This is a genomic window from Pseudomonas sp. H2_D02, from assembly GCF_054677635.1.
This window is the reverse complement of sequence record NZ_CP162816.1, coordinates 2,181,815-2,204,396: the sequence shown is the minus strand read 5'-3', so window position 1 is coordinate 2,204,396 and position 22,582 is coordinate 2,181,815. Positions and strand designations below refer to the sequence as shown.

Below are 22,582 nucleotides of genomic sequence, written 5' to 3'. Positions count from 1 at the left end.
AATGAGCAATCAGCAAGATTGGTTTTTCTTATAACTCGACGAACCGGAGAATGGCCAGCATTGCGAACCTGGATGGAGAAATACTTTATGTGGCAAAGCTATGTGAACGGCCTGCTGGTGGCCCTCGGGTTGATCATGGCGATTGGCGCCCAGAATGCCTTCGTCCTCGCCCAGAGCTTGCGCCGCGAGCATCACTTGCCCGTGGCGGCGCTCTGCGTGACCTGCGATGCGCTGTTGGTGGCTGCCGGGGTATTCGGGCTGGCAACCCTGCTGGCCCAAAGTCCGCTGCTGCTGTCGATCGCCCGCTGGGGGGGCGCCGTATTCTTGCTCTGGTACGGCAGCCAGGCATTGCGCCGGGCCTTTTCGAAACAAAGCCTGCAACGGGACGAGAAACAGGCGGCGCGCTCATTGCGCACGGTGCTGCTCAGCGCGTTGGCGGTCACGTTGCTCAATCCTCACGTCTATCTCGACACCGTGCTGCTGATCGGCTCCCTAGGCGCCCAGCAAAGCGTGCCCGGTGCGTATGTCCTGGGGGCGGCCAGTGCCTCGCTGCTGTGGTTTTCCGTTCTCGCCATCGGTGCCGCGTGGTTGGCGCCCTGGTTGGCCCGGCCCGCTACCTGGCGCGTCCTGGACCTGCTGGTGGCGCTGATGATGTTCACCGTGGCGATGCAATTAATCGTCTCGGGCTGATATTCCAAACCGCTCTGGAACCTCTATCCCACACAGTTGTTGCGTGGTTATGCCGCACCCCCGGTGCTATGATCCGACTCCTGCGCCCAAAGAGTACAAACTCGCTGGCGCTAGTCTGGCCGCCCGTGATCGGCCTTGCGCTCACCGCAACTGACCTGATTAGGAGAATCACCATGGCTTTCGAATTGCCGCCGCTGCCGTACCCACACGACGCACTGGCGCCACACATCTCCAAAGAAACGCTGGAATACCACCACGACAAGCACCACAACACCTATGTCGTGAACCTGAACAACCTGGTGCCTGGCACCGAGTTCGAAGGCAAGACCCTGGAAGAAATCGTCAAGACTTCCTCGGGCGGTATCTTCAACAACGCCGCTCAGGTCTGGAACCACACCTTCTACTGGAACTGCCTGGCGCCAAACGCCGGCGGTCAACCAACCGGCGCCCTGGCTGAAGCCATCAACGCCGCCTTCGGTTCGTTTGACAAGTTCAAGGAAGAATTCAGCAAGACGTCCATCGGCACCTTCGGTTCCGGCTGGGGCTGGCTGGTGAAGAAAGCTGACGGCTCCCTGGCCCTGGCCAGCACCATCGGCGCCAAGCAACCCGCTGACCAGCGGCGACACCCCGCTGCTGACCTGCGACGTTTGGGAACACGCCTACTACATCGACTACCGCAACCTTCGTCCAAAGTACGTCGAAGCGTTCTGGAACCTGGTCAACTGGAAGTTCGTGGCTGAGCAGTTCGAAGGCAAGGCCTTTACTGCGTAAGTTGTGATGCCAATAAAAAACGGCGCTTTCCCGACGGGAAGGCGCCGTTTTTTTTGGGGGGCGCTTGGATTGTTGTGTCGGAGCGGGCTTGCTCGCGAAGGCAGAGTGGCAGGCAACCTGTCCGTCGGCTGATACTCCGCTTTCGCGAGCAAGCCCGCTCCCACCACAAGCTTCGCGGTGAACGAGCAACAATCGCCCAGGGCAGATGACCTCGCGTCTGAAATCCAAGAAAAAATCCCGCCAGGCCTCAAGTTGCAGGCCCTTCCAACCGAAACAATGGTCGTAGAGTAATCACTCTGTAAACACCGTATAACGGCCAGGTTTCAGGCGAAAACCCTTGTGTTTGATTGTCCCTTTGACTGACATCACAGGATTGCCAATACTCATGGCAACTTGACGCTACCCGCACGGAACAAGGAATCTCTCTTTGAAGCTGGAACTCAAGAACAGCTTGTCTGTGAAGTTGCTCCGGGTCGTGCTCCTCTCGGCATTGATCGTTGGCATGATCTTGAGCTGTGCCCAGATCGTGTTCGATGCCTACAAAACCAACCAGGCCGTTACTGACGACGCCCAGCGCATCCTCGATATGTTCCGCGATCCTTCTACCCAGGCGGTCTACAGCCTGGACCGGGAAATGGGCATGCAGGTGATCGAAGGGCTGTTCCGGGACGAAGCCGTGCGCATGGCGTCCATCGGCCACCCCGGTGAAACCATGCTCGCGGAAAAGACCCGGCCTTTGCAGCATTCCAAAAGCCGTTGGCTGACCGACCTGATTCTCGGCCAGGAACGAACCTTCACCACGCAGTTGGTGGGTCGTGGCCCCTACAGCGAATATTACGGCGACCTCAGCATTACCCTGGACACCGCCACCTATGGCCAGGGCTTCATCATCAGTTCGGTGATCATCTTTACTTCCGGAATGCTGCGCGCCTTGGCGATGGGCCTGGTGCTGTACCTGGTTTATCACTGGCTGTTGACCAAACCCCTGTCGCGGATTATCCAGCACCTGACCGAAATCAATCCCGACCGCCCCAGCGCGCACAAGATCCCGCAATTGCCGGGACACGAACACAATGAGCTGGGCCTGTGGATCAATACCGCCAACCAGTTACTCGCCTCCATCGAGCGCAATACGCACCTGCGCCATGAAGCAGAAAACAGCCTGCTGCGCATGGCCCAGTACGACTTCCTGACCGGCCTGCCCAATCGCCAGCAACTTCAGCAGCAATTGGACAAGATCCTGGTGGATGCCGGGCGCCTGCAACGTCGCGTAGCGGTGTTGTGCGTAGGGCTGGATGATTTCAAGAGCATCAATGAACAATTCACCTATCAGACTGGCGACCAGTTGCTCTTGGCCCTGGCCGATCGACTGCGCGCCCACAGCGGGCGTCTCGGCGCGCTGGCGCGATTGGGCGGTGACCAGTTTGCCCTGGTCCAGGCCGATATCGAGCAACCCTACGAGGCCGCCGAACTGGCCCAGAGTATCCTCGACGACCTGGAAGCGCCGTTCGCGATCGATGATCACGAGATCCGCCTGCGCGCCACGATTGGTATCACCTTGTTTCCCGAAGACGGTGACAGCACGGAGAAACTGCTGCAGAAAGCCGAGCAGACCATGACCCTGGCCAAGACCCGCTCGCGCAATCGCTACCAGTTCTACATCGCAAGCGTCGACAGCGAGATGCGGCGGCGCCGCGAATTGGAAAAAGACCTGCGCGAAGCCCTGGCCCGTGGACAGTTCACGCTGGTGTACCAGCCGCAGATCAGTTACCGCGATTTGCGCGTGGTGGGCACCGAAGCCTTGATTCGCTGGCATCATCCCGAACACGGCCTGGTGCCGCCGGACCTGTTCATTCCCCTGGCCGAGCAGAACGGCACCATCATCGCCATCGGCGAATGGGTGCTGGACCAGGCTTGCAAGCAATTGCGCGAGTGGCACGACCAGGGCTTTGTCGACATGCGCATGGCGGTGAACCTGTCCACTGTGCAGTTGCACCACGCCGAGCTGCCACGGGTGGTGAACAACTTCCTGCAGATGTACCGCTTGCCGCCACGGAGCCTGGAACTGGAAGTCACCGAGACCGGCCTGATGGAAGACATCACCACTGCTGCCCAGCATCTGCTGAGCCTGCGTCGCTCCGGAGCGCTGATCGCCATTGATGACTTCGGCACCGGTTATTCGTCGCTGAGTTACCTCAAGAGCCTGCCGCTGGACAAGATCAAGATCGACAAGAGTTTCGTCCAGGACCTGCTCGATGACGAAGACGACGCGACCATCGTCCGCGCCATTATCCAGTTGGGCAAAAGCCTGGGGATGCAGGTCATTGCCGAAGGCGTCGAAACGATCGAGCAAGAGGCCTACATCATTTCCGAGGGCTGCCACGAAGGCCAGGGCTACTACTACAGCAAACCCCTGCCGGCCCGGGAGCTGGGCCTCTATCTGAAGCAGGCGGAGCGCATCAAGGCCTCCATCGTCTGACTCCCGCCTACAGACGCCGCCCAAAGGCGGCGATCTGCATTATCAAACAAGAAATATTTACAGCCGCACCCTTTACACATAATGCAAATCTTTCGCATTATGTCGCAGTTTTTGCGCACCCTCGCGCCAGCCCCACTCATCATCGAAGCAGGATCTACGCCATGATTCGTATGCCTCTGGCTACCGCCAGTCTGTTGGCCATCGCCATTTCCCTCGCCGGTTGCGGCGAAGGCAAAGACAAGGCCGCCGCGCCGCAAGCGCCAACGCCGGCCGCCAGCGCCGCTGCACCGGCGGCCCCCGCTGCCGCTGGCAAGATCGACGAAACCGCAGCCAAGGCTGTTGTCGCGCACTACGCCGACATCGTCTATGCCGTCTACAGCGATGCCGAATCCACCGCCAAGACCCTGCAAACCGCCGTCGACGCCTTCCTCGCCAAGCCGAATGCCGACACCCTGAAAGCCGCCAAGGCTGCCTGGGTTGCCGCGCGCGTGCCTTACCTGCAGAGCGAAGTATTCCGCTTCGGCAACACCATCATCGATGACTGGGAAGGCCAAGTGAACGCATGGCCCCTGGACGAAGGCCTGATCGACTACGTCGACAAATCCTACGAACATGCCTTGGGCAACCCGGGCGCCACCGCCAACATCATCGCCAACACCGAAGTCCAGGTCGGCGAAGACAAGGTCGACGTCAAGGACATCACCCCGGAAAAACTCGCCAGCCTGAACGAGCTGGGTGGTTCCGAGGCCAACGTTGCCACCGGTTACCACGCCATCGAATTCCTGCTGTGGGGCCAAGACCTCAACGGTACCGGCCCTGGCGCCGGCAATCGCCCGGCCTCGGATTACCTGGAAGGCGCCGGCGCCACTGGCGGCCACAACGACCGTCGTCGTGCCTACCTGAAGTCCGTGACCCAATTGCTGGTCAACGACCTGCAGGAAATGGTCGGCAACTGGAAGCCGAACGTGGCCGACAACTACCGCGCCACCCTGGAAGCCGAACCTGCCGAAACCGGCCTGCGCAAGATGTTGTTCGGCATGGGCAGCCTGTCCTTGGGCGAACTGGCGGGCGAGCGTATGAAAGTCTCCCTGGAAGCCAACTCCCCGGAAGACGAACAGGATTGCTTCAGCGATAACACCCACAACTCGCACTTCTACGATGCCAAGGGCGTGCGTAACGTCTACCTGGGCGAATACACCCGCGTCGACGGCACCAAGATGACTGGCGCCAGCCTGTCGTCCCTCGTGGCCAAGGCCGACCCGGCCGCCGACACCGCGCTCAAGACCGACCTGGCCGACACCGAAGCCAAGATCCAGGTCATGGTCGATCACGCCAACAAGGGTGAGCACTACGACCAACTGATCGCTGCTGGCAACACCGCGGGCAACCAGATCGTACGCGACGCCATCGCCGCCCTGGTCAAGCAGACCGGTTCGATCGAACAGGCCGCGGGCAAGCTGGGCATCAGCGACCTGAACCCGGACAATGCTGATCACGAGTTCTGATCAACGTTGGACGATTGAAAAAGGCGACCTTCGGGTCGCCTTTTTTGTTTGTGTGCCCTTCTGCGCACGGACATAAGCAAAAACCCGTGGCGAGGGAGCTTGCTCCCGCTGAGTTGCGCAGCAGCTCCTTTCATTTAACTGGCACACCGCGGGGGGCCGCTTCGCGACCCAGCGGGAGCAAGCTCCCTCGCCACGGGGCTGTGCCCGGCGCCACCTCATTGCAACCCGGCAAGCCTGGCTTCGATAAACCGCCGTTCCGGCAACTGCTGCGTCAGTTCAAGCGCACGTCGATACGCCGCCCTCGCCTCTTCAACCCGCCCCAACTGCCGACAGAACTCCGCCCGCGCCGAATGGGCCAGGTGATAGTCGGTCAATTCGCCCCGGCCCAATATCCCGTCGACCAGCTGCAGCCCCGCCTGGGGCCCGTCGCGCTTGGCCAGGGCAGCCGCCCGGTTGAGTTCGATCACCGGTGATGGCACCGCGCGCAAGAGCACGTCGTAGAGGCCGACGATCTGCGGCCAGTCGGTCTCTTGCGCCGTCGGTGCTTCGGCGTGCACCGCAGCGATCGCCGCTTGCAGGCAATAAGGCCCAAACCGCCGGGTATTGAGCGCGGCCTCGACCATGGCGCAGCCTTCGGTGATCATGGCGCGATCCCACAGCGACCGGTCCTGCTCGTCCAGCAAAACCAACTCGCCGGTCATTGAGGTTCGTGCCGGCCGCCGCGATTCGTGCAAGAGCATCAATGCGAGCAACCCCATGACTTCGGCTTCGGGCAGCAACTCCATCAACAGGCGCGCCAAACGGATGGCTTCGCGCGTCAGGTCTTCGCGGGTCAATTCGGCGCCCATCGATGCCGAATAGCCCTCGTTGAACACCAGGTAAATGACCCGAAGCACACTGTCGAGCCGCTCAGGCAGCTCCGTACGGGACGGCACCTGATAGGGAATCTTCGCATCGCGAATCTTTGCCTTGGCCCGCACGATGCGCTGGGCAATGGTCGCTGGCGCGGCGAGGAAGGCCCGGGCGATTTCCTCGGTGGTCAGGTCGCAGACTTCACGCAGGGTCAACGGCACCTGCGCATCGGCTGCCAGTGCCGGGTGACAACAAGTGAAAATCAGCCGCAGCCGATCGTCTTCCACGTCTTCATCGCTCCACTCGGTTTGCTCCAGTTCTTCAAGCTGGGCAATCAGCATCGGTTGCGAGGCGGCGAAGCGCGCCCGCCGACGCAAGCTGTCGATCGCCTTGAAGCGTCCGGCCGATACCAGCCAGGCCCGCGGGTTATCGGGCACACCGTCACGCTGCCAGCGCTCGACCGCGATAAAGAAGGCCTCGTGCAGGGCTTCTTCAGCGAGGTCGAAATCCCCCAGCAGGCGAATCAGGGTCGCCAGGATTCGCCGCGAGTCCTGGCGATAAACCTGCTCGACCCGTGCCTTGACCGCGTCGGCGGGCATCAGGCGGACAGGCCTTGGGTCACCGGCCTGATGGCTCGGCTGGAAACAGGCTCAAGCCTCATGAAAGCGCTCCCGTGGAGGATGAACGTTCAGGGATTCAATTGCCGCACAGGCCGGACCTCGACGCAGCCAACCCGGGCCGCCGGTATGTTGCCGGCGACCTGGATAGCTTCGTTCAGATCCTTGGCATCGATCAGATAGAAGCCCGCCAGTTGCTCCTTGGTTTCGGCGAACGGGCCGTCGGTAATCGACAACTTGCCGCCGCGCATGCGCACCGTGGTGGCGGTTTGGACCGACTCCAGGGCTTCGGCCGCGACCATCCGGCCGCTGCCCTGGATCGATTCGGCGTAGGCCATGCATTCGGCGTCCTCGGGACTGTCCGGCGAGTTATGCAGAACCTGTTCGTTGCTGTACACCAGGCATAAATACTTCATGGAAAACTCCGTGATCGGACTGATCGACAAGGATGGCAGAAGCGAACCGCAGCCGCTCAGGGCTGCAGATCGAAAATCGCCGTCCCGGCCATCGGATCGAACGGCGCCGACCAATGCTCATGGACGATTTTCCACTGCCCGGCGGAACGTTTGTAGCACGCCGTTACGCGCATCCAGCAAGCCTGCTCCTCGCCTTTGTCGTTGGTGCCGCCGCAATAGGCCAGCCAGTGGGCGAACGCAATATTGTCGGCTGGCGTGATCTGCACCTGATGGAAATCGAACTTGTGCGGGCCGGGGCACATTTCCATGCAGGCCTCCCAGTGGGTCCGGTAGGCGACCTTGCCCTTGAATTGCAGGGCCTGGATGGCGTCGAACGAGACAATGTTGTCGTCGTAGAGCGCCATGACTTTTTCCACGTCCTTGGCCATGACAGCCTGGCGATAGGTGTCGATCAGCGCCTGGATTTCGGTTTCGGTGGCTTGGGTGTTCATGGTGGTTCTCCGCAGTTTTTTGTTAGAGACATCCTTTGTCGTTTGGAGAAACGGCGAATCGACAGCCAAACAAAAATAATCCAAAGAAAAAATTTCGCTAGAATCCAAGGCCCATTCTGTCGGCAAACAACGGACGTTTTGATGACCGCCCAGCTCGTGCCTTATGAAGACCTGACCCCGCTGCAACGGCAACAGGTCGAATCCATCGAAATCCACCCCGAACAAATCAAGTTCTCCGGCGACATCCACGGTGCGTTGCACACACTGCTGTCCAAGCCCGGCCCAGGGGTCAAGGGTTTCGCGTTGCTGGCCGGCGAGGTTCCGGTGGCGTTCCTGCTGCTCAAGCGCCCGCCCGTGCTGCCCGCCTGGGCCAACGAACACAGCGCCACCCTGCACGCATTGCAAGTCGACCACCGCGCCCAAGGCAAGGGCTATGGCAAGGCCTGCCTGCAAGCGCTCCCCGCCGTGGCACGGGCAGCGTGGCCGGAAATCAAGGGATTGGAGCTTTCGGTCGATGCCGACAACGACTCGGCCATCGCCCTTTACGCCCGGCTGGGCTGGGTCGACAGCGGAGAGGCCTACAAGGGCCGCATCGGTTATGAGCGGCGGATGGGGTTGGTGTTTCAACCAGGCGGATCAGCCGCCGGGAGGACTGATCCATGTTGACCTCGATTGAACAACTGGAAGCGATCTACGGCCAGCCCCATGAGCGGGCAGTGCGCAAACAGATCCCTTTTCTCAACGAGGATTACCAGGCGATGGTCCGGGCCTCGCCAATGGTGATCATCGGCTCGGCAGGGCCTGATGGCTTGGACAGTTCGCCCCGTGGCGACGCACCGGGTTTCGTGCAGATCCTCGACGAACACACTCTGGCGCTCCCCGACCGCCCGGGCAATAACCGCATCGACACCCTACGCAACGTCCTTCATGACCCTCGGGTGTCCCTGCTGTTCATCATCCCCGGAATCGGTGAGACGTTGCGAGTCAACGGCACCGCGCGCATCAGCGTCGAACCCGAGCTGCTCGAGCGCTTCGCTGTCAACGGGAAGTTGCCTCGCACGGTATTGCTGATCGCGATCGAAGCGGCGTTTTTTCATTGCTCCAAAGCTATCGTGCGCTCAGAGCTGTGGAATCCGGAGCGCTACCTTGATCGCTCGGCAGTTCCCAGCGCCGGAGCGATCCACAAGCGTTTGAATGAGGGGTTCGATGCCGAGGCTTATGACCGTGAAACACCTGCGCGGGTGCAGGCCAGCCTGTATTGAATAATCCTCTTCGCGCCTGAGGACGCATGGGGCGGGTTACTTTGGCTTGAGGGGAATCCAGATTTCCAGGCTGCCTTCGCCGGTCCGGGGATTGAAGTCTTCGCTGTAGCGCTCGAATTCCGGCTCGTCCGCCGCTTCGTGGCCGGATCGAGGCAGCCATTCCTTCCAGATGTATTGGAAGGTGTCCGGCAGGTTTTTCAGCGGCCCCTTGTGCTCGAACACCGCGTACGGCCCGGGCTGGACCTCTATCCAGCGGTACTGTTCGGGCAGGTCGTCGAGCCGGCTGATTTCCACCCCGGCAATGTATTCGAAGCCACCTTGACCGTCCGGGTTGCAGCACACCCCGTAGGTGACTTCGTCTTTCTGCCCCGGCACCTTGCCGAGCCAAGGCAGGAATTTTTCCCAGAGCTGCGGGATGTCCTGGGCAGTGTCCTGGGTAAAACGCGCGCCGAAACCGGCGATCAGCTGAAAGCGTCCCTGTTCAAAGCGCGGCTCGCCTGCGTTAACGCGTTTTTGCGTTTCCATTGCTTCAACACTCCGGAAAACTTGAAGTCGGGCTTGGCAGTATAGAAGCCAAACCGTGATTGCCAGACCGTTTCGCTTGTCAAAGTCCAGGCAGGATAGCCGTAGCGTTTTTTCCTACAAACTCGTTGTAGCCAGAAACAATCACGTAAACGGCGAAATAACAGAAGATCGCCGCGGAAGCCCAATAGGAGTAGCGCAGCAACTTGTCCCCTAACAATTTTCCGCCTTGGGTCGCCGCCAGGCACAGGCCCGCGCTCCAAAGCAACCCGGCGCTGAGAAATCCTCCCAGGAACAACGCCGAACTGAGCACAGTGCCACCACCAGAGCGGGCAATCAGCGTCCCGCCCACCGCCGCGAACCAGAGAATGGCACTGGGAGATGACATCGCGAGGAAGATTCCCCGAAAGAACTCCTGGCGTGGCGAGTTGCCTCGAGTTTCGCTGGCCTCGGCCAACACTGCATGATGGTAGATCGCTGAATGAACCATCTTCGCGGCGAAATACAACAACAGGACCGAGCCGCCAATCCACAGCACCCAGCGCACCGTGTCGTATTGCAACAACACAGTCATCCCGGCCAACGCCAGGACTGCGTAGATCAAATCCCCTACACAGGTGCCCAGGCCCAGGGCAAAGCCTTGGAAATAGCCGCGTTGCATCGCCAGGGTGATCATCGCGATATTGGCCACGCCAATGTCCAGGCACAGCGAAAGGCTCAGCAGGAAGCCGCTGGAAAATTCCATCATTCGTTCCATCAAGATTGGGTGTGCAGTGTTTACCGATCCACGGACCGGCGGTGGCACCGCAGCCGGGGCAACAGTGTCGTCGAAAATAGTTCGATGCGGCTACTGGACAATCTGTCATCAGCCCGATTATCTTGCGCCGCAGGCCACCGCAGTGGCCAACGTCGCTCGGACGGTTCCGGGCGCTCACGTATCTCGAGGCAACAATGGCCGAACAAGGTTCGCCGCGCCGCTTTGCGCGCATCGATCGACTCCCCCCGTACGTATTCAATATCACTGCCGAGCTGAAGATGGCTGCGCGTCGGCGCGGCGAAGACATCATCGACTTGAGCATGGGTAACCCCGACGGCGCCACGCCCCCACACATCGTGGAGAAACTGGTCACCGTCGCCCAGCGTGAAGACACCCACGGCTACTCCACGTCCAAAGGCATCCCACGCCTGCGCCGCGCCATTTCGCGCTGGTACAAGGACCGCTACGAAGTCGACATCGACCCGGAAAGCGAAGCCATCGTCACCATCGGTTCCAAGGAAGGCCTGGCGCACTTGATGCTGGCCACCCTGGACCAGGGCGACACGGTGCTGGTGCCCAACCCCAGCTATCCGATCCACATCTACGGCGCGGTGATTGCCGGCGCCCAGGTGCGTTCGGTGCCGCTGGTGCCTGGCGTGGATTTCTTCGATGAGCTGGAACGGGCCATTCGCGGCTCGATCCCGAAGCCGAAGATGATGATCCTCGGCTTCCCTTCCAACCCGACCGCACAATGCGTGGAGTTGGACTTTTTCGAGCGGGTCATCGCCCTCGCCAAGCAGTACGACGTGCTGGTGATCCACGACCTGGCCTATGCCGACATCGTCTATGACGGCTGGAAAGCCCCGTCGATCATGCAGGTGCCCGGCGCGAAAGACATCGCGGTGGAATTCTTCACCCTGTCCAAGAGCTACAACATGGCCGGCTGGCGCATCGGCTTCATGGTCGGCAACCCGGAACTGGTCAGCGCCCTCGCGCGGATCAAGAGCTACCACGACTACGGCACTTTCACCCCGCTGCAAGTCGCCGCCATCGCCGCCCTCGAAGGCGACCAGCAATGCGTGCGCGATATCGCCGAGCAATACCGCCAGCGCCGCAATGTGCTGGTCAAGGGCCTGCATGAACTGGGGTGGATGGTGGAAAACCCGAAGGCGTCGATGTACGTCTGGGCCAAGATTCCCGATGCCTATGCGCACCTGGGGTCGTTGGAGTTCGCCAAGAAGCTGTTGGCCGAGGCCAAGGTCTGCGTCTCGCCGGGGGTGGGGTTCGGGGAATATGGGGATGATCACGTGCGCTTTGCACTGATCGAGAACCAGGACCGGATTCGCCAGGCGGTGCGGGGGATTCGGGGGATGTTTCGGGCGGATGGGTTGATCAAAAAACCTGAGGCCTGACACAAAATTAATGTGGGAGCGGGCTTGCTCGCGAAGGCTGAGTGTCAGTCGAGTAGATGATGACTGACACACCGCCTTCGCGAGCAAGCCCGCTCCCACAGTTTGTGCCACAGCGCCTGTTAGATCACCAACGACAGCAGCAAGATAAAGATCAAGCCCACCACCGACAGGATGGTTTCCATCGCCGTCCAAGTCTTGAAGGTTTCGGCCACGGTCATGTTGAAGTACTGCTTGACCAGCCAGAAGCCCGCGTCGTTGACGTGGGACAGGATCAACGAACCGGCACCGGTCGCCAGCACCAGCAACTCACGGTTCACACCCGGCATCATCCCAACGACCGGCACCACGATCCCGGCACCGGTAATGGTGGCCACGGTCGCAGAACCCGTGGCAATCCGAATCACCGCAGCCACCAGCCACGCCAACAGGATCGGCGAGATCTGCGCGCTGACCGCCATGTGGCCGATCACGTCACCCACGCCGCTGGTCACCAGCATCTGCTTGAAGCCACCACCGGCACCGATGATCAGGATGATCGCGGCCGTCGGCGCCAGGCTGGCGTCCAGCCATTTCAGTATCTGGCTGGAGCCGATGCCCTGCTTGTAGCCGAAGGTGTAAAGCGACAACAGCAACGCCAACAGCAGCGCCGAGATCGGGTGGCCGATCATGTCCATCCAGGTGCGGAAGAAGTTGCCGTCCGGCAGCGTCACGTCAGCAAAAGTCTTGAGCAACATCAGGAACACCGGCGACAGCACGGTGACCAGGGTGATGCCGAAACTCGGCAGTTCGGTGCCGTCGGTTTCACGCGCCAGTTGATCCACCAGTTCCTGGTTCGGATGACCGGGGATGTGCTTGGCAATGAACGTACCGAAAATCGGGCCGGCAATGATGGCGGTCGGCAGCGCAACAATCAGGCCATAGAGAATGGTCTTGCCGATGTCAGCACCAAAGATGCCAATCGCCAGCAACGGGCCCGGGTGCGGCGGCACCAGGCCGTGGACTGCGGAAAGGCCGGCGAGCAACGGGATGCCGATCTTGATGATCGACACGCCAGTGCGGCGCGCCACGATGAACACCAGCGGGATCAGCAGCACGAAACCGATTTCGAAGAACAGCGGGATGCCCACCAGGAACGCGGCGAACATCATGGCCCATTGCACCTTGTCCTTGCCGAAGGCGCGGATGAGGGTCTGGGCAATCTGATCGGCCCCGCCCGACTCGGCCATCATTTTGCCAAGCATGGTGCCCAGCGCGAGGATGATGCCGACAAAACCGAGCACGCCACCGAAGCCGTCCTGGAACGCCTTGATGATGGTGCCGATCGGCATGCCCGACGTCAGGCCGAGAAACGCGGCTGCGATGGTCAGCGCAATGAAGGGGTGGATTTTGAACTTGGTGATGAGGACGATAAGTCCGATCACCGTAACCACTGCATCAAGCAGTAGGTACGTCTCGTGGGACATGCCAAACATGGGGGGTGTCTCCTGATTTGTTGTTGTTATTGAAGCAGTTATTTATGGACCGTCGGGACAGCGCTATCTTTCTGACGCAAAATTTTGAAACTCAACTGGCCAGCTTCAAACCGTGGGCCAGCCACCAGACGTAAGCCTGGCGTGCCAATTCATCAATGCTGTGGCTGGACGCATCCAGAGCCAGGGTCAGGGGCTCGCCAACAGGGGATTCAAGGGTGGCAAACTGGCTGTCGATCAGGGTCGACGGCATGAAATGACCGGGACGATGGGAAACACGGTCGGCGGCCACTTCAGGGGTCAATTCGAGAAACACGAAGCCCAGGCCAGGCAAGGCGCTGCGCAGGCGCTCGCGATAGCTGTGCTTGAGGGCCGAGCACGTCAGCACCGGGCGCTCGCCCGTGGCGTCGACACGGCGCAACTCGTCGCACAGGCTGTCGAGCCAGCCGGCACGGTCGTCGTCGTTCAGGGGGATACCGGCGCTCATCTTCTGGATGTTGGCCGCGGGGTGGAACGTGTCGCCTTCGATGGCGGTGGCGCCGCTCAGTTGGCACAGGGCCTGGCTGACGCAAGTTTTGCCGCAACCGGCAACGCCCATGATGACCAGGGCGGTGATTGGATTATTCATGTAACACCTCAGCGCGCAGACAGCGCTACCTTTGCCAGTTATGACACCGCAGCAAAAGCAGAAGTTGCCGACGCCTTCTTGTCATTTTTGTGGTTGCAGCATGTTCGTCCACGGCACCAGCGCACAGGGATCAGGCAAACCCCATCAACGCATTTGCAGCCGCGCCGAGACAGCGCTACCTTAGTGCCTTGATTTTTGTTTGGCAAGCCGCCCTGATGACCGTCACTAAAAACGATAAGAATACTCGCACCACCGGTCGCCCCACGCTCAATGAAGTCGCACGCCTGGCCGGTGTCAGCCCGATCACCGCCTCCCGTGCCCTGCGCGGCGTCAGCAGCGTGGCCGTGGAGCTGGTGGAAAAGGTCCGCCAGGCCGCCCTTGAGCTCAACTACGTCGTCAACCCCGCCGCCCGCGCCCTGGCCTCGGCCCAGAGCCATTCGGTGGTGGTGCTGGTGCCATCGCTGTCCAACCTGTTGTTCATCGATACCCTGGAAGCCATTCATCGCGTCTTGCGGCCCAAGGGCTTCGAAGTGGTGATCGGCAACTACCACTATTCCCGGGACGAAGAAGAAGACCTGTTGCGCAACTACATGGCCTATCAGCCCCGGGGTTTGTTGCTGACCGGGTTCGACCGAACCGAAAGCGCACGGCGCATGATCGAGGCCAGCAATATTCCCTGTGTGTACATGATGGAACTGGACCCCGGGGCTGGCCTCAACTGCGTGGGTTTTTCCCAGCTCAAGGCCGGTGAAACGGCTGCCGAGCATCTGATCTCCCGGGGGCGCAAGCGCCTGGCCTACATCGGCGCGCAATTGGACCAACGGACGTTGCTGCGCGGCGAAGGTTTCCGTCGCGCGCTGCAGAAGGTCGGGCTCTACGACCCGGACCTGGAAGTGTTGACCCCTCGCCCGTCATCGGTCGGCCTGGGCGGCGAGTTGTTCCTGCAATTGCTGGCGAGCCATCCGGACGTCGATGCGATCTTCTTCGGCAACGACGACCTGGCCCACGGTGCCCTGCTCGAAGCGTTGCGCTGTGGCATCAAGATCCCCGAGCAGGTTTCGATCCTCGGTTTCAACGACCTGCCCGCCTCGGCACACATGGTGCCGCGCTTGAGCAGCATCAGTACTCCCCGGGAAGCCGTCGGCCGCCACGCCGCGGAACAGATGCTCACCTTGATGGCCGGCAATCGCATCGCCCAGCCGGTGGTGGACCTCGGTTTCGAACTCAAGGTTCGCGAAAGTACCTGAGGCTCGGCACGATGCGGTCGATCCCTGCCGACGAACGGCAAGGTTTGGCCACCGCCGCTGAGCGCACCTTCCCCGTAGCCCTTGAAATACGGGACGTTGCGACGATGGCACGGGATATGCTGCTGCCCATCGCTCAGCCATTACCCGCAGGTGTTCATCATGTTGGTCAGTGTAAAACAACAAGCGATAAACCTACCCCTCAAGCGCCCGGGCGAAGACCCCACCGCCGAAGCCGCCAGCGGCCTGCAAAGCGCCGCCTTGCAAGCGCTGCGCGACAATATCCAGGCCCAGGCCAACCAAGGCAGCACCCAAGTCCAGGAGTCCATCACCCGGCAGGCCACGCAGCAGGTCAACGCCGCTACCGCGATCAGTGACAAGGTTGATGAGGCCTTCGCCAAGACCCGCGTGCAATTGCAAACGGTCGGCTCGTCAGCCCTTGAAGACACCAGCTCTGCCATGGCGCAGTTCAAGGACTACATGAGCAAGACGCCGGAAGAGCGCCTGCGCGACAGCATTCTCGAGGAGATGGGCATTACCGAAGAGGAATATGAGGCGATGCCGCCCGAGAAGCAACTGGCGGTCGGCGAGGAAATTGCCCAGCGCATGCAGGACAAGGCGGCGATGGCACAGGTCGAAAAAGCCCAGGAAAGCCGGTCGGATGAGAAGCACCCGGTCACGGACATGTTCCTCGCCTCGCTGTGAACCCGCCAGACAAGCGCCGGGAATATCCCGGCGCATTGTTTGTTCCCCTATAATCGCCCGCCTCCATTACACACCGCGCCCGCGCCATGTCCGAATTCCACTGCACACGCCTCGACGAGCCGCTATGGCCGCTGATGAACAAGTTCTACCGCGCCCATCAGTCGTCGATGAAAGCCGTGCGCGACGCGCAGCTTTGGGTGGCACGGCGCGAAGAAATCATCGCGGCACTCTGCCTGCGACCGGTTTCGGGGGGACATTGGCTGACGGGATTGTTCGTCGACCCGGCGTACCGCGTGCAAGGCGTCGCGGGGCGGCTGATCGCCGAAGCCGTGAAAGGCCTGGACGAGCCGGTGTGGTTGTTCTGCCACCCGGACCTGCGCGGCTTTTATGAGCGACGCGGGTTCAGTTTCGACCCGGAGCTGCCTTATGCGATGGCTGAACGACTGAGCCGGTACGCGCGCAGCAAGCCGATGATTGCGATGGGGTTGCCTACACGGTCCTGAATGGCACCCAGCCCCTTGTGGGGCGAGCTTGCTCGCGATGGCATAAGGTCAGTTGCCTCATGGGTGGCTGACACACCGCAATCGCGAGCAAGCTCGCTCCCACAGGGTTTGGTGGTGGATGTTTAATTGTCCGCTGAAGGATCGAGATCCGGAAACATCACCTCGGTAAAGCCGAACTTGCTGAAATCGGTGATGCGCGACGGGTACAAGCGGCCGATCAGGTGATCGCATTCATGCTGCACCACCCGGGCGTGGAAGCCTGAAGCGACGCGCACGATCGGCTCGCCCTTCGGGTCGAAACCTTCGTAGCGGATCTGCTGGTAGCGATTCACCGCACCACGCAAGCCTGGCACCGACAAGCAGCCTTCAAAGCCTTCTTCCATCAGTGGGCTCAGCGGCGTGATCAGCGGGTTGATCAGGATGGTCTGCGGCACCGCCTCGGCATCCGGATAGCGCTCGCTGTGCTCGAAGCCGAAGATCACCAGTTGCAGGTCCACACCGATCTGCGGTGCCGCCAGCCCGACGCCACCAACACTTTCCATGGTCTGGAACATGTCGTCGATCAATTGCCACAACTCGGGACTGTCGAACATTTCCGGCGGCACCGGCGGAGCGATGCGCAGCAGGCGTTCGTCGCCCATCTTCAGGATTTCACGGATCATGGTCGGGCTTCGTCAGTGTGGTTGTGATGGATGGAATGATCGCGCCCCAGGCCCGACACATGCTGCTTCTCGTGCTCGCCCGGGGTCTTTTCGCCCGTGTCCTTGCCTTCGGCGGACATGTGCTCGATCACCGCATTCATCTCCGCGCCGAGCAGCAGCACCGCCGCCGAGATGTAGAAATACAGCAACAACACGATGATCGCGCCGATACTGCCATACATCGCGTTGTAGTCGGCAAACGTCTTCACGTAGAACGCAAAGCCCAGGGACGCGATGATCCACACCACCACCGCCAATACCGAGCCCGGCGTGATGAAGCGAAACTCCTGCTTCACGTCGGGCATCACGTAGTAGATCAACGCCACGGCCACCATCAGCAGAAACACGATGACCGGCCAGCGCACGAGGGTCCAGACGGTAACGATGAATTCCTCCAGGCCGATCTGCGCGGCAATCCAGCCCATCACTTGCGGCCCCAACACCATCAGCGCGGCGGCGGCCAACAGCATGCCGGCGATGCCGACGGTGTACAGGATCGACAGCGGGAAACGCTTCCAGGCCGGGCGGCCTTCGACCACGTCATAAGCGGCGTTCATGGCGCTCATCATCAGGCGCACGCCAGCGGACGCGGTCCACAACGCAACCACGATACCCACCGACAGCAAGCCGCCCTTGGATTGCTGCAGCTGGTCGATCACCGGGTTGACCTGCTCCAGCGCCTGGGGCGGCAGGACCAGTTCCGATTGCAGGCGCAGCCAGGAGAAAAAGTCCGGCAGGTGCAGGAAGCCGATCAGCGCGATCAGGAAAAGAATGAAGGGAAACAATGAAAACAGCATCTGGTAAGCCAGAGCGGAGGCGTAGGTCGACATCTCGTCGTCGAGAAACTCGGTCACCGTGCGCATCATCACGCGGTGCAAGGGCAAGCCTTTCAAGGCCGGGAACATCATGAGCGTCTCCTTTCGCCGCAAAAAGAGGGGTCGCGTGGCGACTCAGGGGCCGTTTTCTACAACAAAGTAGCCTGTTTGGCGACTTTGGAGCAATTTCATCGTTTTACCAACTGACGCAGAATTGACCGGAGATCCATCGGGCAAGTTTCATCGTTCGTGCAAGCGGGGCTTTATGTTTGGCCGGCAACCGTCGAGAATGCCCCTCGTATTCAGGCCGTGGCCCGAAGCTCCAATCCCGTAGGAACGTTATGAAACTCGATAAGAAGCAGGCCATCGCCCGCAGGAACCAGGAACTGGGCGGTGCCGTCCTGGGTGTCAACAATTGCCATTTCAGCGAATTGAACCGCAACCGCAACATCTTCTGGTTCGATATTCCGGTGGCGCGCCTGGCCATCGGGCAGTACGAATGGATTCACCTGCTGCTGCACACCCCGGCCACCGACGAACTGCTGCACCTGAAAGTGCCGACCGTGTTCCTGCGGGAAAAAATGGAAGGCCTGGAAGTGCGCAACCAGGGTAAACGCAAGGCCGCCCTGAGCCTGGAACTGAGCGCCGACAAGGATTCCTACTTGCAGGACATGCGACCGGGTGGCACCAACCTGGATTTTGCGCAGTTTCGGTTGTAACGCCCATACCTGCCATTGTTGCAGAAGCGCTTTTGTGGCGAGGGAGCTTGCTCCCGCTGGACGCGAAGCGGCCCCTTGCGGTGAATCAGTCGGGACGGACGGGGCTGCTGCGCCCGAAGTGTCGGACCGACCCAGCGGGAGCAAGCTCCCTCGCCACAAGAACAGTCCTGCTCCAGGGCATCATCGCCCAATGAAAAGCCCCGCATCAGCGGGGCTTTTCATTGGCAGCGTGCTTACTTCTTCAGCCCCAACTTCCTCAGTTCTTCATCACGCAACTCGCGCCGCAGGATCTTGCCCACATTGGTGGTCGGCAATGCATCGCGGAACTCCACGGTCTTTGGCACCTTGTAGCCGGTGACGTTGGCGCGCATGTGTTCCATCACCTGCTCCTTGGTCAGCGTGACACCTGGCCGCGCGACGATGAATATCTTGATCGCCTCGCCGGACTTCTCGTCCGGTACGCCGATGGCCGCGCATTGCAGCACGCCCGGCAAGGTGGCCAATACATCCTCCAGCTCGTTCGGGTACACGTTGAAGCCGGAGATCAGGATCATGTCTTTCTTGCGATCGACGATGCGCATGTAGCCGTCCGGCTGGATCACCGCAATGTCACCGGTCTTGAGCCAGCCTTCGCTGTCGAGGATCTCGTCGGTGGCGTCCTGGCGCTGCCAATAGCCCTTCATCACCTGAGGGCCCTTCACGCACAATTCGCCGATTTCTCCCAACGGCTGCTCTTCGCCCGCGTCGTTGATCACCTTGCATAACGTCGACGGCACCGGAATGCCGATGGTGCCAACCTGGATGTTCTGGATCGGGTTGACGGTCGCCACCGGGCTCGTCTCGGTCATGCCGTAACCTTCGCAGATCGGGCAACCGGTGACCGCTTTCCAGCGCTCCGCCGCCGCCAGCTGCAGGGCCATGCCGCCCGACAGGGTGACTTTCAACGCCGAGAAATCCAGCTTGCGGAAGGCTTCGTTGTTGCAAAGCGCCACGAACAAGGTGTTAAGACCGACGAAGCCGCTGAATTTCCACTTCGACAGTTCCTTGACCATGGCCGACAAGTCGCGCGGGTTGCTGATCAGGATGTTGTGGTTGCCGATCAGCATCATCGCCATGCAATGAAAGGTGAAGGCATAGATGTGGTAAAGCGGCAGCGGCGTGATCAGCACTTCGCAACCTTCATTGAGGTTGGAGCCCATCAGCGCCTTGCACTGCAGCATGTTCGCCACCAGGTTGCGGTGGGTCAGCATCGCGCCCTTGGCCACGCCAGTGGTGCCGCCGGTATATTGCAACACCGCCACGTCATCGCGGCTGGGGTTGGCTTCGTTCACGGGCTGGCCGTGGCCCTTGCGCAGCACATCGTTGAACTTGATGGCCTTGGGCAGGTGATACGCCGGGACCATCTTCTTGACGTACTTGATCACGCTGTTGATCAACAGACGCTTGAGCGGCGGCAGCAGGTCGGCCACTTCCGTGACGATCACGTGCTTGACGCTGGTCTTGGGCACCACGTTTTCGGCCAGGTGCGCCATGTTCGCCAGGCACACCAACGCCTTGGCGCCGGAGTCGTTGAACTGGTGCTCCATTTCCCGCGCGGTGTAGAGCGGGTTGGTGTTGACCACGATCAGCCCGGCTCGGATGGCACCAAACACGGCGACGGGGTACTGGAGGACGTTGGGCAGTTGCACGGCGATTCGATCGCCCGGCTGCAAATCGGTATGCTGTTGCAGGTACGCGGCAAAGGCACCGGACAGCTCGTACAGCTCACCGTAGGTGATCGTCTTGCCAAGGTTGCTGAATGCCGGTTTGTCGGCGAAGCGCTGGCAGGATTGCTTCAACACCGCCTGAATATTCGGATACTCATCTGGATTGATGTCGGCAGCAATCCCAGCTGGGTACTTATCCTTCCAAAAGTCTTCGATCATGGAAGCCCCACTCCTCAGCAACGCGAATTCTCACCGCATTTGATGCGATTATTATTGGTGTTTGTTTATTGGGTGAATCTGGCTTGGATAAAGGCCGAGAAGTCACAAAAGCGCGCCGAGAGTAGCAGCTTTGCCAAGGGTCGCCTAGAGCCAAAAGTGGCCCCTACAGTCATAAACATGACTCAAGAATATGCAATGGTCATTTTTAGAGTAAAAAACCTAAGCCTTGCCTAATTGACCCGAATACATAAGAACCTGTGGGAGCGAGCTTGCTCGCGATGGCGGTGGGTCAGCCAACATTTCTGTTACTGACAGACCGCTATCGCGAGCAAGCTCGCTCCCACAGGGTTCCACTTTCACTCTCGAGCGTCAGGCGATATCGCGCAACTCCCGACGCAGGATCTTGCCCACCGGCGTCATCGGCAGCGACTCACGCAACACGATGTGCTTAGGCACCTTGTAGCCGGTGAAGTTTTCCTTGCAGTACGCCTTGAGTTCTTCGAGGCTGACCCCGGCCTCACGGGCGACCACGAACAGCTTCACCGCCTCCCCCGAGCGCTCGTCCGGCACGCCGATCACCGCGCAACTGGCGACTTTCGGATGGGCCATCACCACATCCTCGATTTCGTTCGGGTACACGTTGAAACCCGAGACAATGATCATGTCCTTCTTGCGGTCGACGATCCGCACGAACCCGTCGGGGTCGATCACTGCGATATCACCGGACTTGAACCAGCCCTCGCTGTCCAGCACTTCGGCAGTCGCTTCGGGCTTGTTCCAATAGCCTTTCATGATCTGCGGCCCCTTGATGCACAGCTCGCCGCGTTCACCGAGGGGCATCTCGACGCCGTCGTCGTTGATGACCTTCATCAGCGTACCCGGCACCGGCAGCCCTACCGTCCCCAGGCGCGACTTGCCGCCATAAGGGTTGGCGCTGGCCACCGGCGAAGTTTCGGTCAGGCCGTAGCCCTCGGTAATGCCGCAACCGGTGAGCTGTTTCCAGCGTTCGGCGGTGGCCTTGACCAACGCGGTGCCGCCCGAGTTGGTGACCTTGAGGCTGGAGAAATCCAGCGTCTTGAAATCCGGGTGGTCCATCAGCGCCACAAACAACGTGTTGAGCCCCAGCAGCAGCGAAAACCGCCAGTTCTTCAGCTCCTTGATAAAACCGCCGATGTCCCTCGGATTGGTGATCAGCACGTTGTGATTGCCGGTGACCATCATGCACATGCAGTTCGCCGTGAAAGCATAGATGTGGTACAGCGGCAGCGGCGCGATCATGACCTCCTGACCTTCGCGCAACAGTGGCTGGCCGTCGTCGCCGATCTGCCCCAGGCAAGCGCGGGCCTGTTGCATGTTGGCCACCAGGTTGCCGTGGGTCAGCATCGCGCCCTTCGCCAAGCCGGTGGTGCCACCGGTGTATTGCAGCACGGCGATGTCGTCGAGGCTGACGTTCAACGGCTTGATGCCCTGGCCGCGTCCCAGGCGCAAGGCGCTCTTGAAGGAAATGGCCTGTGGCAGCGAATAGGCCGGGACCATTTTCTTGACCTTGTTCACCACGGTATTCACCAGCCAGCCCTTGGCGGTGGGCATCAGGTCGCCCATCTTCGCTTCGATCAGGTATTGCAGGTCGGTGTCCGGCAGCACTTCCTGGACCTTCTGCCCGAACAGGTTCATGTACACCAGCGCCCGGGCACCGGAGTCCTTGAACTGATGGCGCATTTCCCGCGGGGTGTACAGCGGGTTGGTATTGACCACGATAAGTCCGGCGCGCAGGGCACCGAAGACAGCGATCGGGTATTGCAGGACATTGGGCATCTGCACCGCGATGCGATCGCCCGGCGCCAGGTCGGTATGGGCTTGCAGGTAACCGGCGAAGGCCGCGCTATAGCGTTCGAGCTCGGCGTAGGTGAGCGTTACCCCCATGTTGCTGAACGCCGGACGATCGGCAAATTTCTTGCAGGAACGCTCGAACACCTCGATAACCGACTTGTAGGCGCCCTGCTCGATATCCAAGGGCACGCCGGCTGGGCGTTTGTCATTCCAGAAATCAGGCTGCATTGTTTTTATCCTCTTTACCTGAACCTATCCGGGCCGCCTCT

The 22,582-nt window shown here is 60.6% G+C and carries 21 protein-coding genes and 1 pseudogene; 11 read left to right on the top strand and 11 right to left on the bottom strand.

Annotation, left to right across the window (positions count from 1 at the left end):
• Positions 1–87: 87 nt before the first annotated feature.
• The 4 genes and pseudogenes from AB4N42_RS10245 (at position 88) to AB4N42_RS10230 (ending at position 5,445) form a co-directional block, all read left to right on the top strand.
• The gene (locus AB4N42_RS10245) at positions 88–690 is read left to right on the top strand and encodes a LysE/ArgO family amino acid transporter (RefSeq protein WP_198798227.1); all 603 of its coding nucleotides are present in this window, start codon (positions 88–90) and stop codon (positions 688–690) included.
• A gap of 173 nt (positions 691–863) precedes the next feature.
• Positions 864–1,461 (top strand): annotated as a pseudogene (locus tag AB4N42_RS10240) (superoxide dismutase).
• A gap of 427 nt (positions 1,462–1,888) precedes the next feature.
• Entirely contained in the window at positions 1,889–3,940 is a 2,052-nt protein-coding gene (locus AB4N42_RS10235; protein ID WP_198798228.1) for a putative bifunctional diguanylate cyclase/phosphodiesterase, read from the top strand.
• Between the two features lie 161 nt (positions 3,941–4,101).
• Positions 4,102–5,445: an imelysin family protein gene (locus tag AB4N42_RS10230; RefSeq protein ID WP_030139325.1), complete on the top strand. Its 1,344-nt coding sequence runs from the start codon at positions 4,102–4,104 to the stop codon at positions 5,443–5,445.
• Positions 5,446–5,660: 215 nt separating this feature from the next.
• Here AB4N42_RS10230 and AB4N42_RS10225 read toward each other — a convergent pair whose 3' ends face one another.
• The 3 genes from AB4N42_RS10225 to AB4N42_RS10215 all read right to left on the bottom strand — a co-directional run bounded on the left by AB4N42_RS10225 (position 5,661) and on the right by AB4N42_RS10215 (position 7,821).
• Complete coding sequence (locus AB4N42_RS10225) at positions 5,661–6,896, bottom strand: RNA polymerase sigma factor (protein ID WP_030139326.1); 1,236 nt, start codon at positions 6,894–6,896, stop codon at positions 5,661–5,663.
• A gap of 89 nt (positions 6,897–6,985) precedes the next feature.
• A complete protein-coding gene (locus AB4N42_RS10220; protein ID WP_030139327.1) occupies positions 6,986–7,330 on the bottom strand; it encodes a YciI family protein in 345 nt (114 codons plus the stop codon).
• Positions 7,331–7,386: 56 nt separating this feature from the next.
• Positions 7,387–7,821, bottom strand: a complete 435-nt coding sequence (locus AB4N42_RS10215; protein ID WP_030139328.1) for a YybH family protein — start codon at positions 7,819–7,821, stop codon at positions 7,387–7,389.
• 141 nt (positions 7,822–7,962) lie between these two features.
• Between AB4N42_RS10215 and AB4N42_RS10210 the strand changes: the two genes are divergently transcribed.
• Positions 7,963–8,487: a GNAT family N-acetyltransferase gene (locus AB4N42_RS10210; protein ID WP_051065940.1), complete on the top strand. Its 525-nt coding sequence runs from the start codon at positions 7,963–7,965 to the stop codon at positions 8,485–8,487.
• On the top strand, positions 8,481–9,083 hold the full coding sequence (locus AB4N42_RS10205) for a pyridoxamine 5'-phosphate oxidase family protein (protein WP_030139330.1): 603 nt from the start codon (positions 8,481–8,483) through the stop codon (positions 9,081–9,083). The genes AB4N42_RS10210 and AB4N42_RS10205 overlap by 7 nt, the downstream gene beginning before the upstream one ends.
• Positions 9,084–9,119: 36 nt before the next feature.
• On the opposite strand, the gene AB4N42_RS10200 is transcribed toward AB4N42_RS10205, so the two are convergent.
• Positions 9,120–9,608 carry a GyrI-like domain-containing protein gene (locus tag AB4N42_RS10200; RefSeq protein WP_030139331.1) on the bottom strand — a complete coding sequence of 163 codons (489 nt, stop codon included), beginning with the start codon at positions 9,606–9,608 and terminating at the stop codon, positions 9,120–9,122.
• A gap of 79 nt (positions 9,609–9,687) precedes the next feature.
• Positions 9,688–10,350, bottom strand: a complete 663-nt coding sequence (locus AB4N42_RS10195; RefSeq protein ID WP_030139332.1) for a LysE family translocator — start codon at positions 10,348–10,350, stop codon at positions 9,688–9,690.
• A gap of 206 nt (positions 10,351–10,556) precedes the next feature.
• Between AB4N42_RS10195 and alaC the strand changes: the two genes are divergently transcribed.
• Positions 10,557–11,774: an alanine transaminase gene (alaC, locus tag AB4N42_RS10190; protein ID WP_030139333.1), complete on the top strand. Its 1,218-nt coding sequence runs from the start codon at positions 10,557–10,559 to the stop codon at positions 11,772–11,774.
• Between the two features lie 119 nt (positions 11,775–11,893).
• Here the strand turns inward: alaC and AB4N42_RS10185 are convergent, their stop codons facing one another.
• On the bottom strand, positions 11,894–13,246 hold the full coding sequence (locus tag AB4N42_RS10185; RefSeq protein ID WP_198797698.1) for a GntP family permease: 1,353 nt from the start codon (positions 13,244–13,246) through the stop codon (positions 11,894–11,896).
• A 91-nt stretch (positions 13,247–13,337) separates the two neighbouring features.
• The gene (locus tag AB4N42_RS10180) at positions 13,338–13,871 is read right to left on the bottom strand and encodes a gluconokinase (protein ID WP_030139335.1); all 534 of its coding nucleotides are present in this window, start codon (positions 13,869–13,871) and stop codon (positions 13,338–13,340) included.
• Between the two features lie 215 nt (positions 13,872–14,086).
• Between AB4N42_RS10180 and gntR the strand changes: the two genes are divergently transcribed.
• The 3 genes from gntR to AB4N42_RS10165 all read left to right on the top strand — a co-directional run bounded on the left by gntR (position 14,087) and on the right by AB4N42_RS10165 (position 16,323).
• Entirely contained in the window at positions 14,087–15,118 is a 1,032-nt protein-coding gene (gene gntR / locus AB4N42_RS10175) for an HTH-type transcriptional regulator GntR (RefSeq protein ID WP_030139336.1), read from the top strand.
• A 159-nt stretch (positions 15,119–15,277) separates the two neighbouring features.
• Entirely contained in the window at positions 15,278–15,820 is a 543-nt protein-coding gene (locus tag AB4N42_RS10170) for a hypothetical protein (protein ID WP_030139337.1), read from the top strand.
• Between the two features lie 86 nt (positions 15,821–15,906).
• A complete protein-coding gene (locus AB4N42_RS10165) occupies positions 15,907–16,323 on the top strand; it encodes a GNAT family N-acetyltransferase (RefSeq protein WP_030139338.1) in 417 nt (138 codons plus the stop codon).
• A 122-nt stretch (positions 16,324–16,445) separates the two neighbouring features.
• Here the strand turns inward: AB4N42_RS10165 and def are convergent, their stop codons facing one another.
• Together def and AB4N42_RS10155 are read right to left on the bottom strand one after the other, a co-directional pair.
• Positions 16,446–16,985, bottom strand: a complete 540-nt coding sequence (def, locus tag AB4N42_RS10160) for a peptide deformylase (protein WP_030139339.1) — start codon at positions 16,983–16,985, stop codon at positions 16,446–16,448.
• Entirely contained in the window at positions 16,982–17,932 is a 951-nt protein-coding gene (locus tag AB4N42_RS10155) for a YihY/virulence factor BrkB family protein (protein ID WP_030139340.1), read from the bottom strand. The genes def and AB4N42_RS10155 overlap by 4 nt, the downstream gene beginning before the upstream one ends.
• A gap of 248 nt (positions 17,933–18,180) precedes the next feature.
• Between AB4N42_RS10155 and AB4N42_RS10150 the strand changes: the two genes are divergently transcribed.
• Entirely contained in the window at positions 18,181–18,558 is a 378-nt protein-coding gene (locus tag AB4N42_RS10150; protein ID WP_030139341.1) for a hypothetical protein, read from the top strand.
• Positions 18,559–18,791: 233 nt separating this feature from the next.
• Here AB4N42_RS10150 and fadD1 read toward each other — a convergent pair whose 3' ends face one another.
• Positions 18,792–20,483 carry a long-chain-fatty-acid--CoA ligase FadD1 gene (gene fadD1, locus AB4N42_RS10145; protein ID WP_198797695.1) on the bottom strand — a complete coding sequence of 564 codons (1,692 nt, stop codon included), beginning with the start codon at positions 20,481–20,483 and terminating at the stop codon, positions 18,792–18,794.
• Positions 20,484–20,852: 369 nt separating this feature from the next.
• Positions 20,853–22,541, bottom strand: coding sequence for a long-chain-fatty-acid--CoA ligase FadD2 (fadD2, locus tag AB4N42_RS10140; RefSeq protein WP_030139343.1), 1,689 nt, complete (start codon positions 22,539–22,541; stop codon positions 20,853–20,855).
• Between the last annotated feature and the right edge of the window lie 41 nt (positions 22,542–22,582).

What these genes read in the sequence shown, in the direction of transcription:
- AB4N42_RS10210 (WP_051065940.1), top strand. Translation starts at nt 7,963, where the DNA reads ATGACCGCCCAGCTCGTGCCTTATGAAGACCTGACCCCGCTGCAACGG.
- AB4N42_RS10185 (WP_198797698.1), bottom strand. Translation starts at nt 13,246, where the DNA reads ATGTTTGGCATGTCCCACGAGACGTACCTACTGCTTGATGCAGTGGTT.
- AB4N42_RS10180 (WP_030139335.1), bottom strand. Translation starts at nt 13,871, where the DNA reads ATGAATAATCCAATCACCGCCCTGGTCATCATGGGCGTTGCCGGTTGC.
- AB4N42_RS10215 (WP_030139328.1), bottom strand. Translation starts at nt 7,821, where the DNA reads ATGAACACCCAAGCCACCGAAACCGAAATCCAGGCGCTGATCGACACC.
- gntR (WP_030139336.1), top strand. Translation starts at nt 14,087, where the DNA reads ATGACCGTCACTAAAAACGATAAGAATACTCGCACCACCGGTCGCCCC.
- fadD1 (WP_198797695.1), bottom strand. Translation starts at nt 20,483, where the DNA reads ATGATCGAAGACTTTTGGAAGGATAAGTACCCAGCTGGGATTGCTGCC.
- AB4N42_RS10170 (WP_030139337.1), top strand. Translation starts at nt 15,278, where the DNA reads ATGTTGGTCAGTGTAAAACAACAAGCGATAAACCTACCCCTCAAGCGC.
- fadD2 (WP_030139343.1), bottom strand. Translation starts at nt 22,541, where the DNA reads ATGCAGCCTGATTTCTGGAATGACAAACGCCCAGCCGGCGTGCCCTTG.
- AB4N42_RS10205 (WP_030139330.1), top strand. Translation starts at nt 8,481, where the DNA reads ATGTTGACCTCGATTGAACAACTGGAAGCGATCTACGGCCAGCCCCAT.
- def (WP_030139339.1), bottom strand. Translation starts at nt 16,985, where the DNA reads ATGATCCGTGAAATCCTGAAGATGGGCGACGAACGCCTGCTGCGCATC.
- AB4N42_RS10150 (WP_030139341.1), top strand. Translation starts at nt 18,181, where the DNA reads ATGAAACTCGATAAGAAGCAGGCCATCGCCCGCAGGAACCAGGAACTG.
- AB4N42_RS10220 (WP_030139327.1), bottom strand. Translation starts at nt 7,330, where the DNA reads ATGAAGTATTTATGCCTGGTGTACAGCAACGAACAGGTTCTGCATAAC.
- AB4N42_RS10200 (WP_030139331.1), bottom strand. Translation starts at nt 9,608, where the DNA reads ATGGAAACGCAAAAACGCGTTAACGCAGGCGAGCCGCGCTTTGAACAG.
- AB4N42_RS10230 (WP_030139325.1), top strand. Translation starts at nt 4,102, where the DNA reads ATGATTCGTATGCCTCTGGCTACCGCCAGTCTGTTGGCCATCGCCATT.
- AB4N42_RS10165 (WP_030139338.1), top strand. Translation starts at nt 15,907, where the DNA reads ATGTCCGAATTCCACTGCACACGCCTCGACGAGCCGCTATGGCCGCTG.
- AB4N42_RS10195 (WP_030139332.1), bottom strand. Translation starts at nt 10,350, where the DNA reads ATGGAATTTTCCAGCGGCTTCCTGCTGAGCCTTTCGCTGTGCCTGGAC.
- AB4N42_RS10155 (WP_030139340.1), bottom strand. Translation starts at nt 17,932, where the DNA reads ATGATGTTCCCGGCCTTGAAAGGCTTGCCCTTGCACCGCGTGATGATG.
- AB4N42_RS10245 (WP_198798227.1), top strand. Translation starts at nt 88, where the DNA reads ATGTGGCAAAGCTATGTGAACGGCCTGCTGGTGGCCCTCGGGTTGATC.
- alaC (WP_030139333.1), top strand. Translation starts at nt 10,557, where the DNA reads ATGGCCGAACAAGGTTCGCCGCGCCGCTTTGCGCGCATCGATCGACTC.
- AB4N42_RS10225 (WP_030139326.1), bottom strand. Translation starts at nt 6,896, where the DNA reads ATGCCCGCCGACGCGGTCAAGGCACGGGTCGAGCAGGTTTATCGCCAG.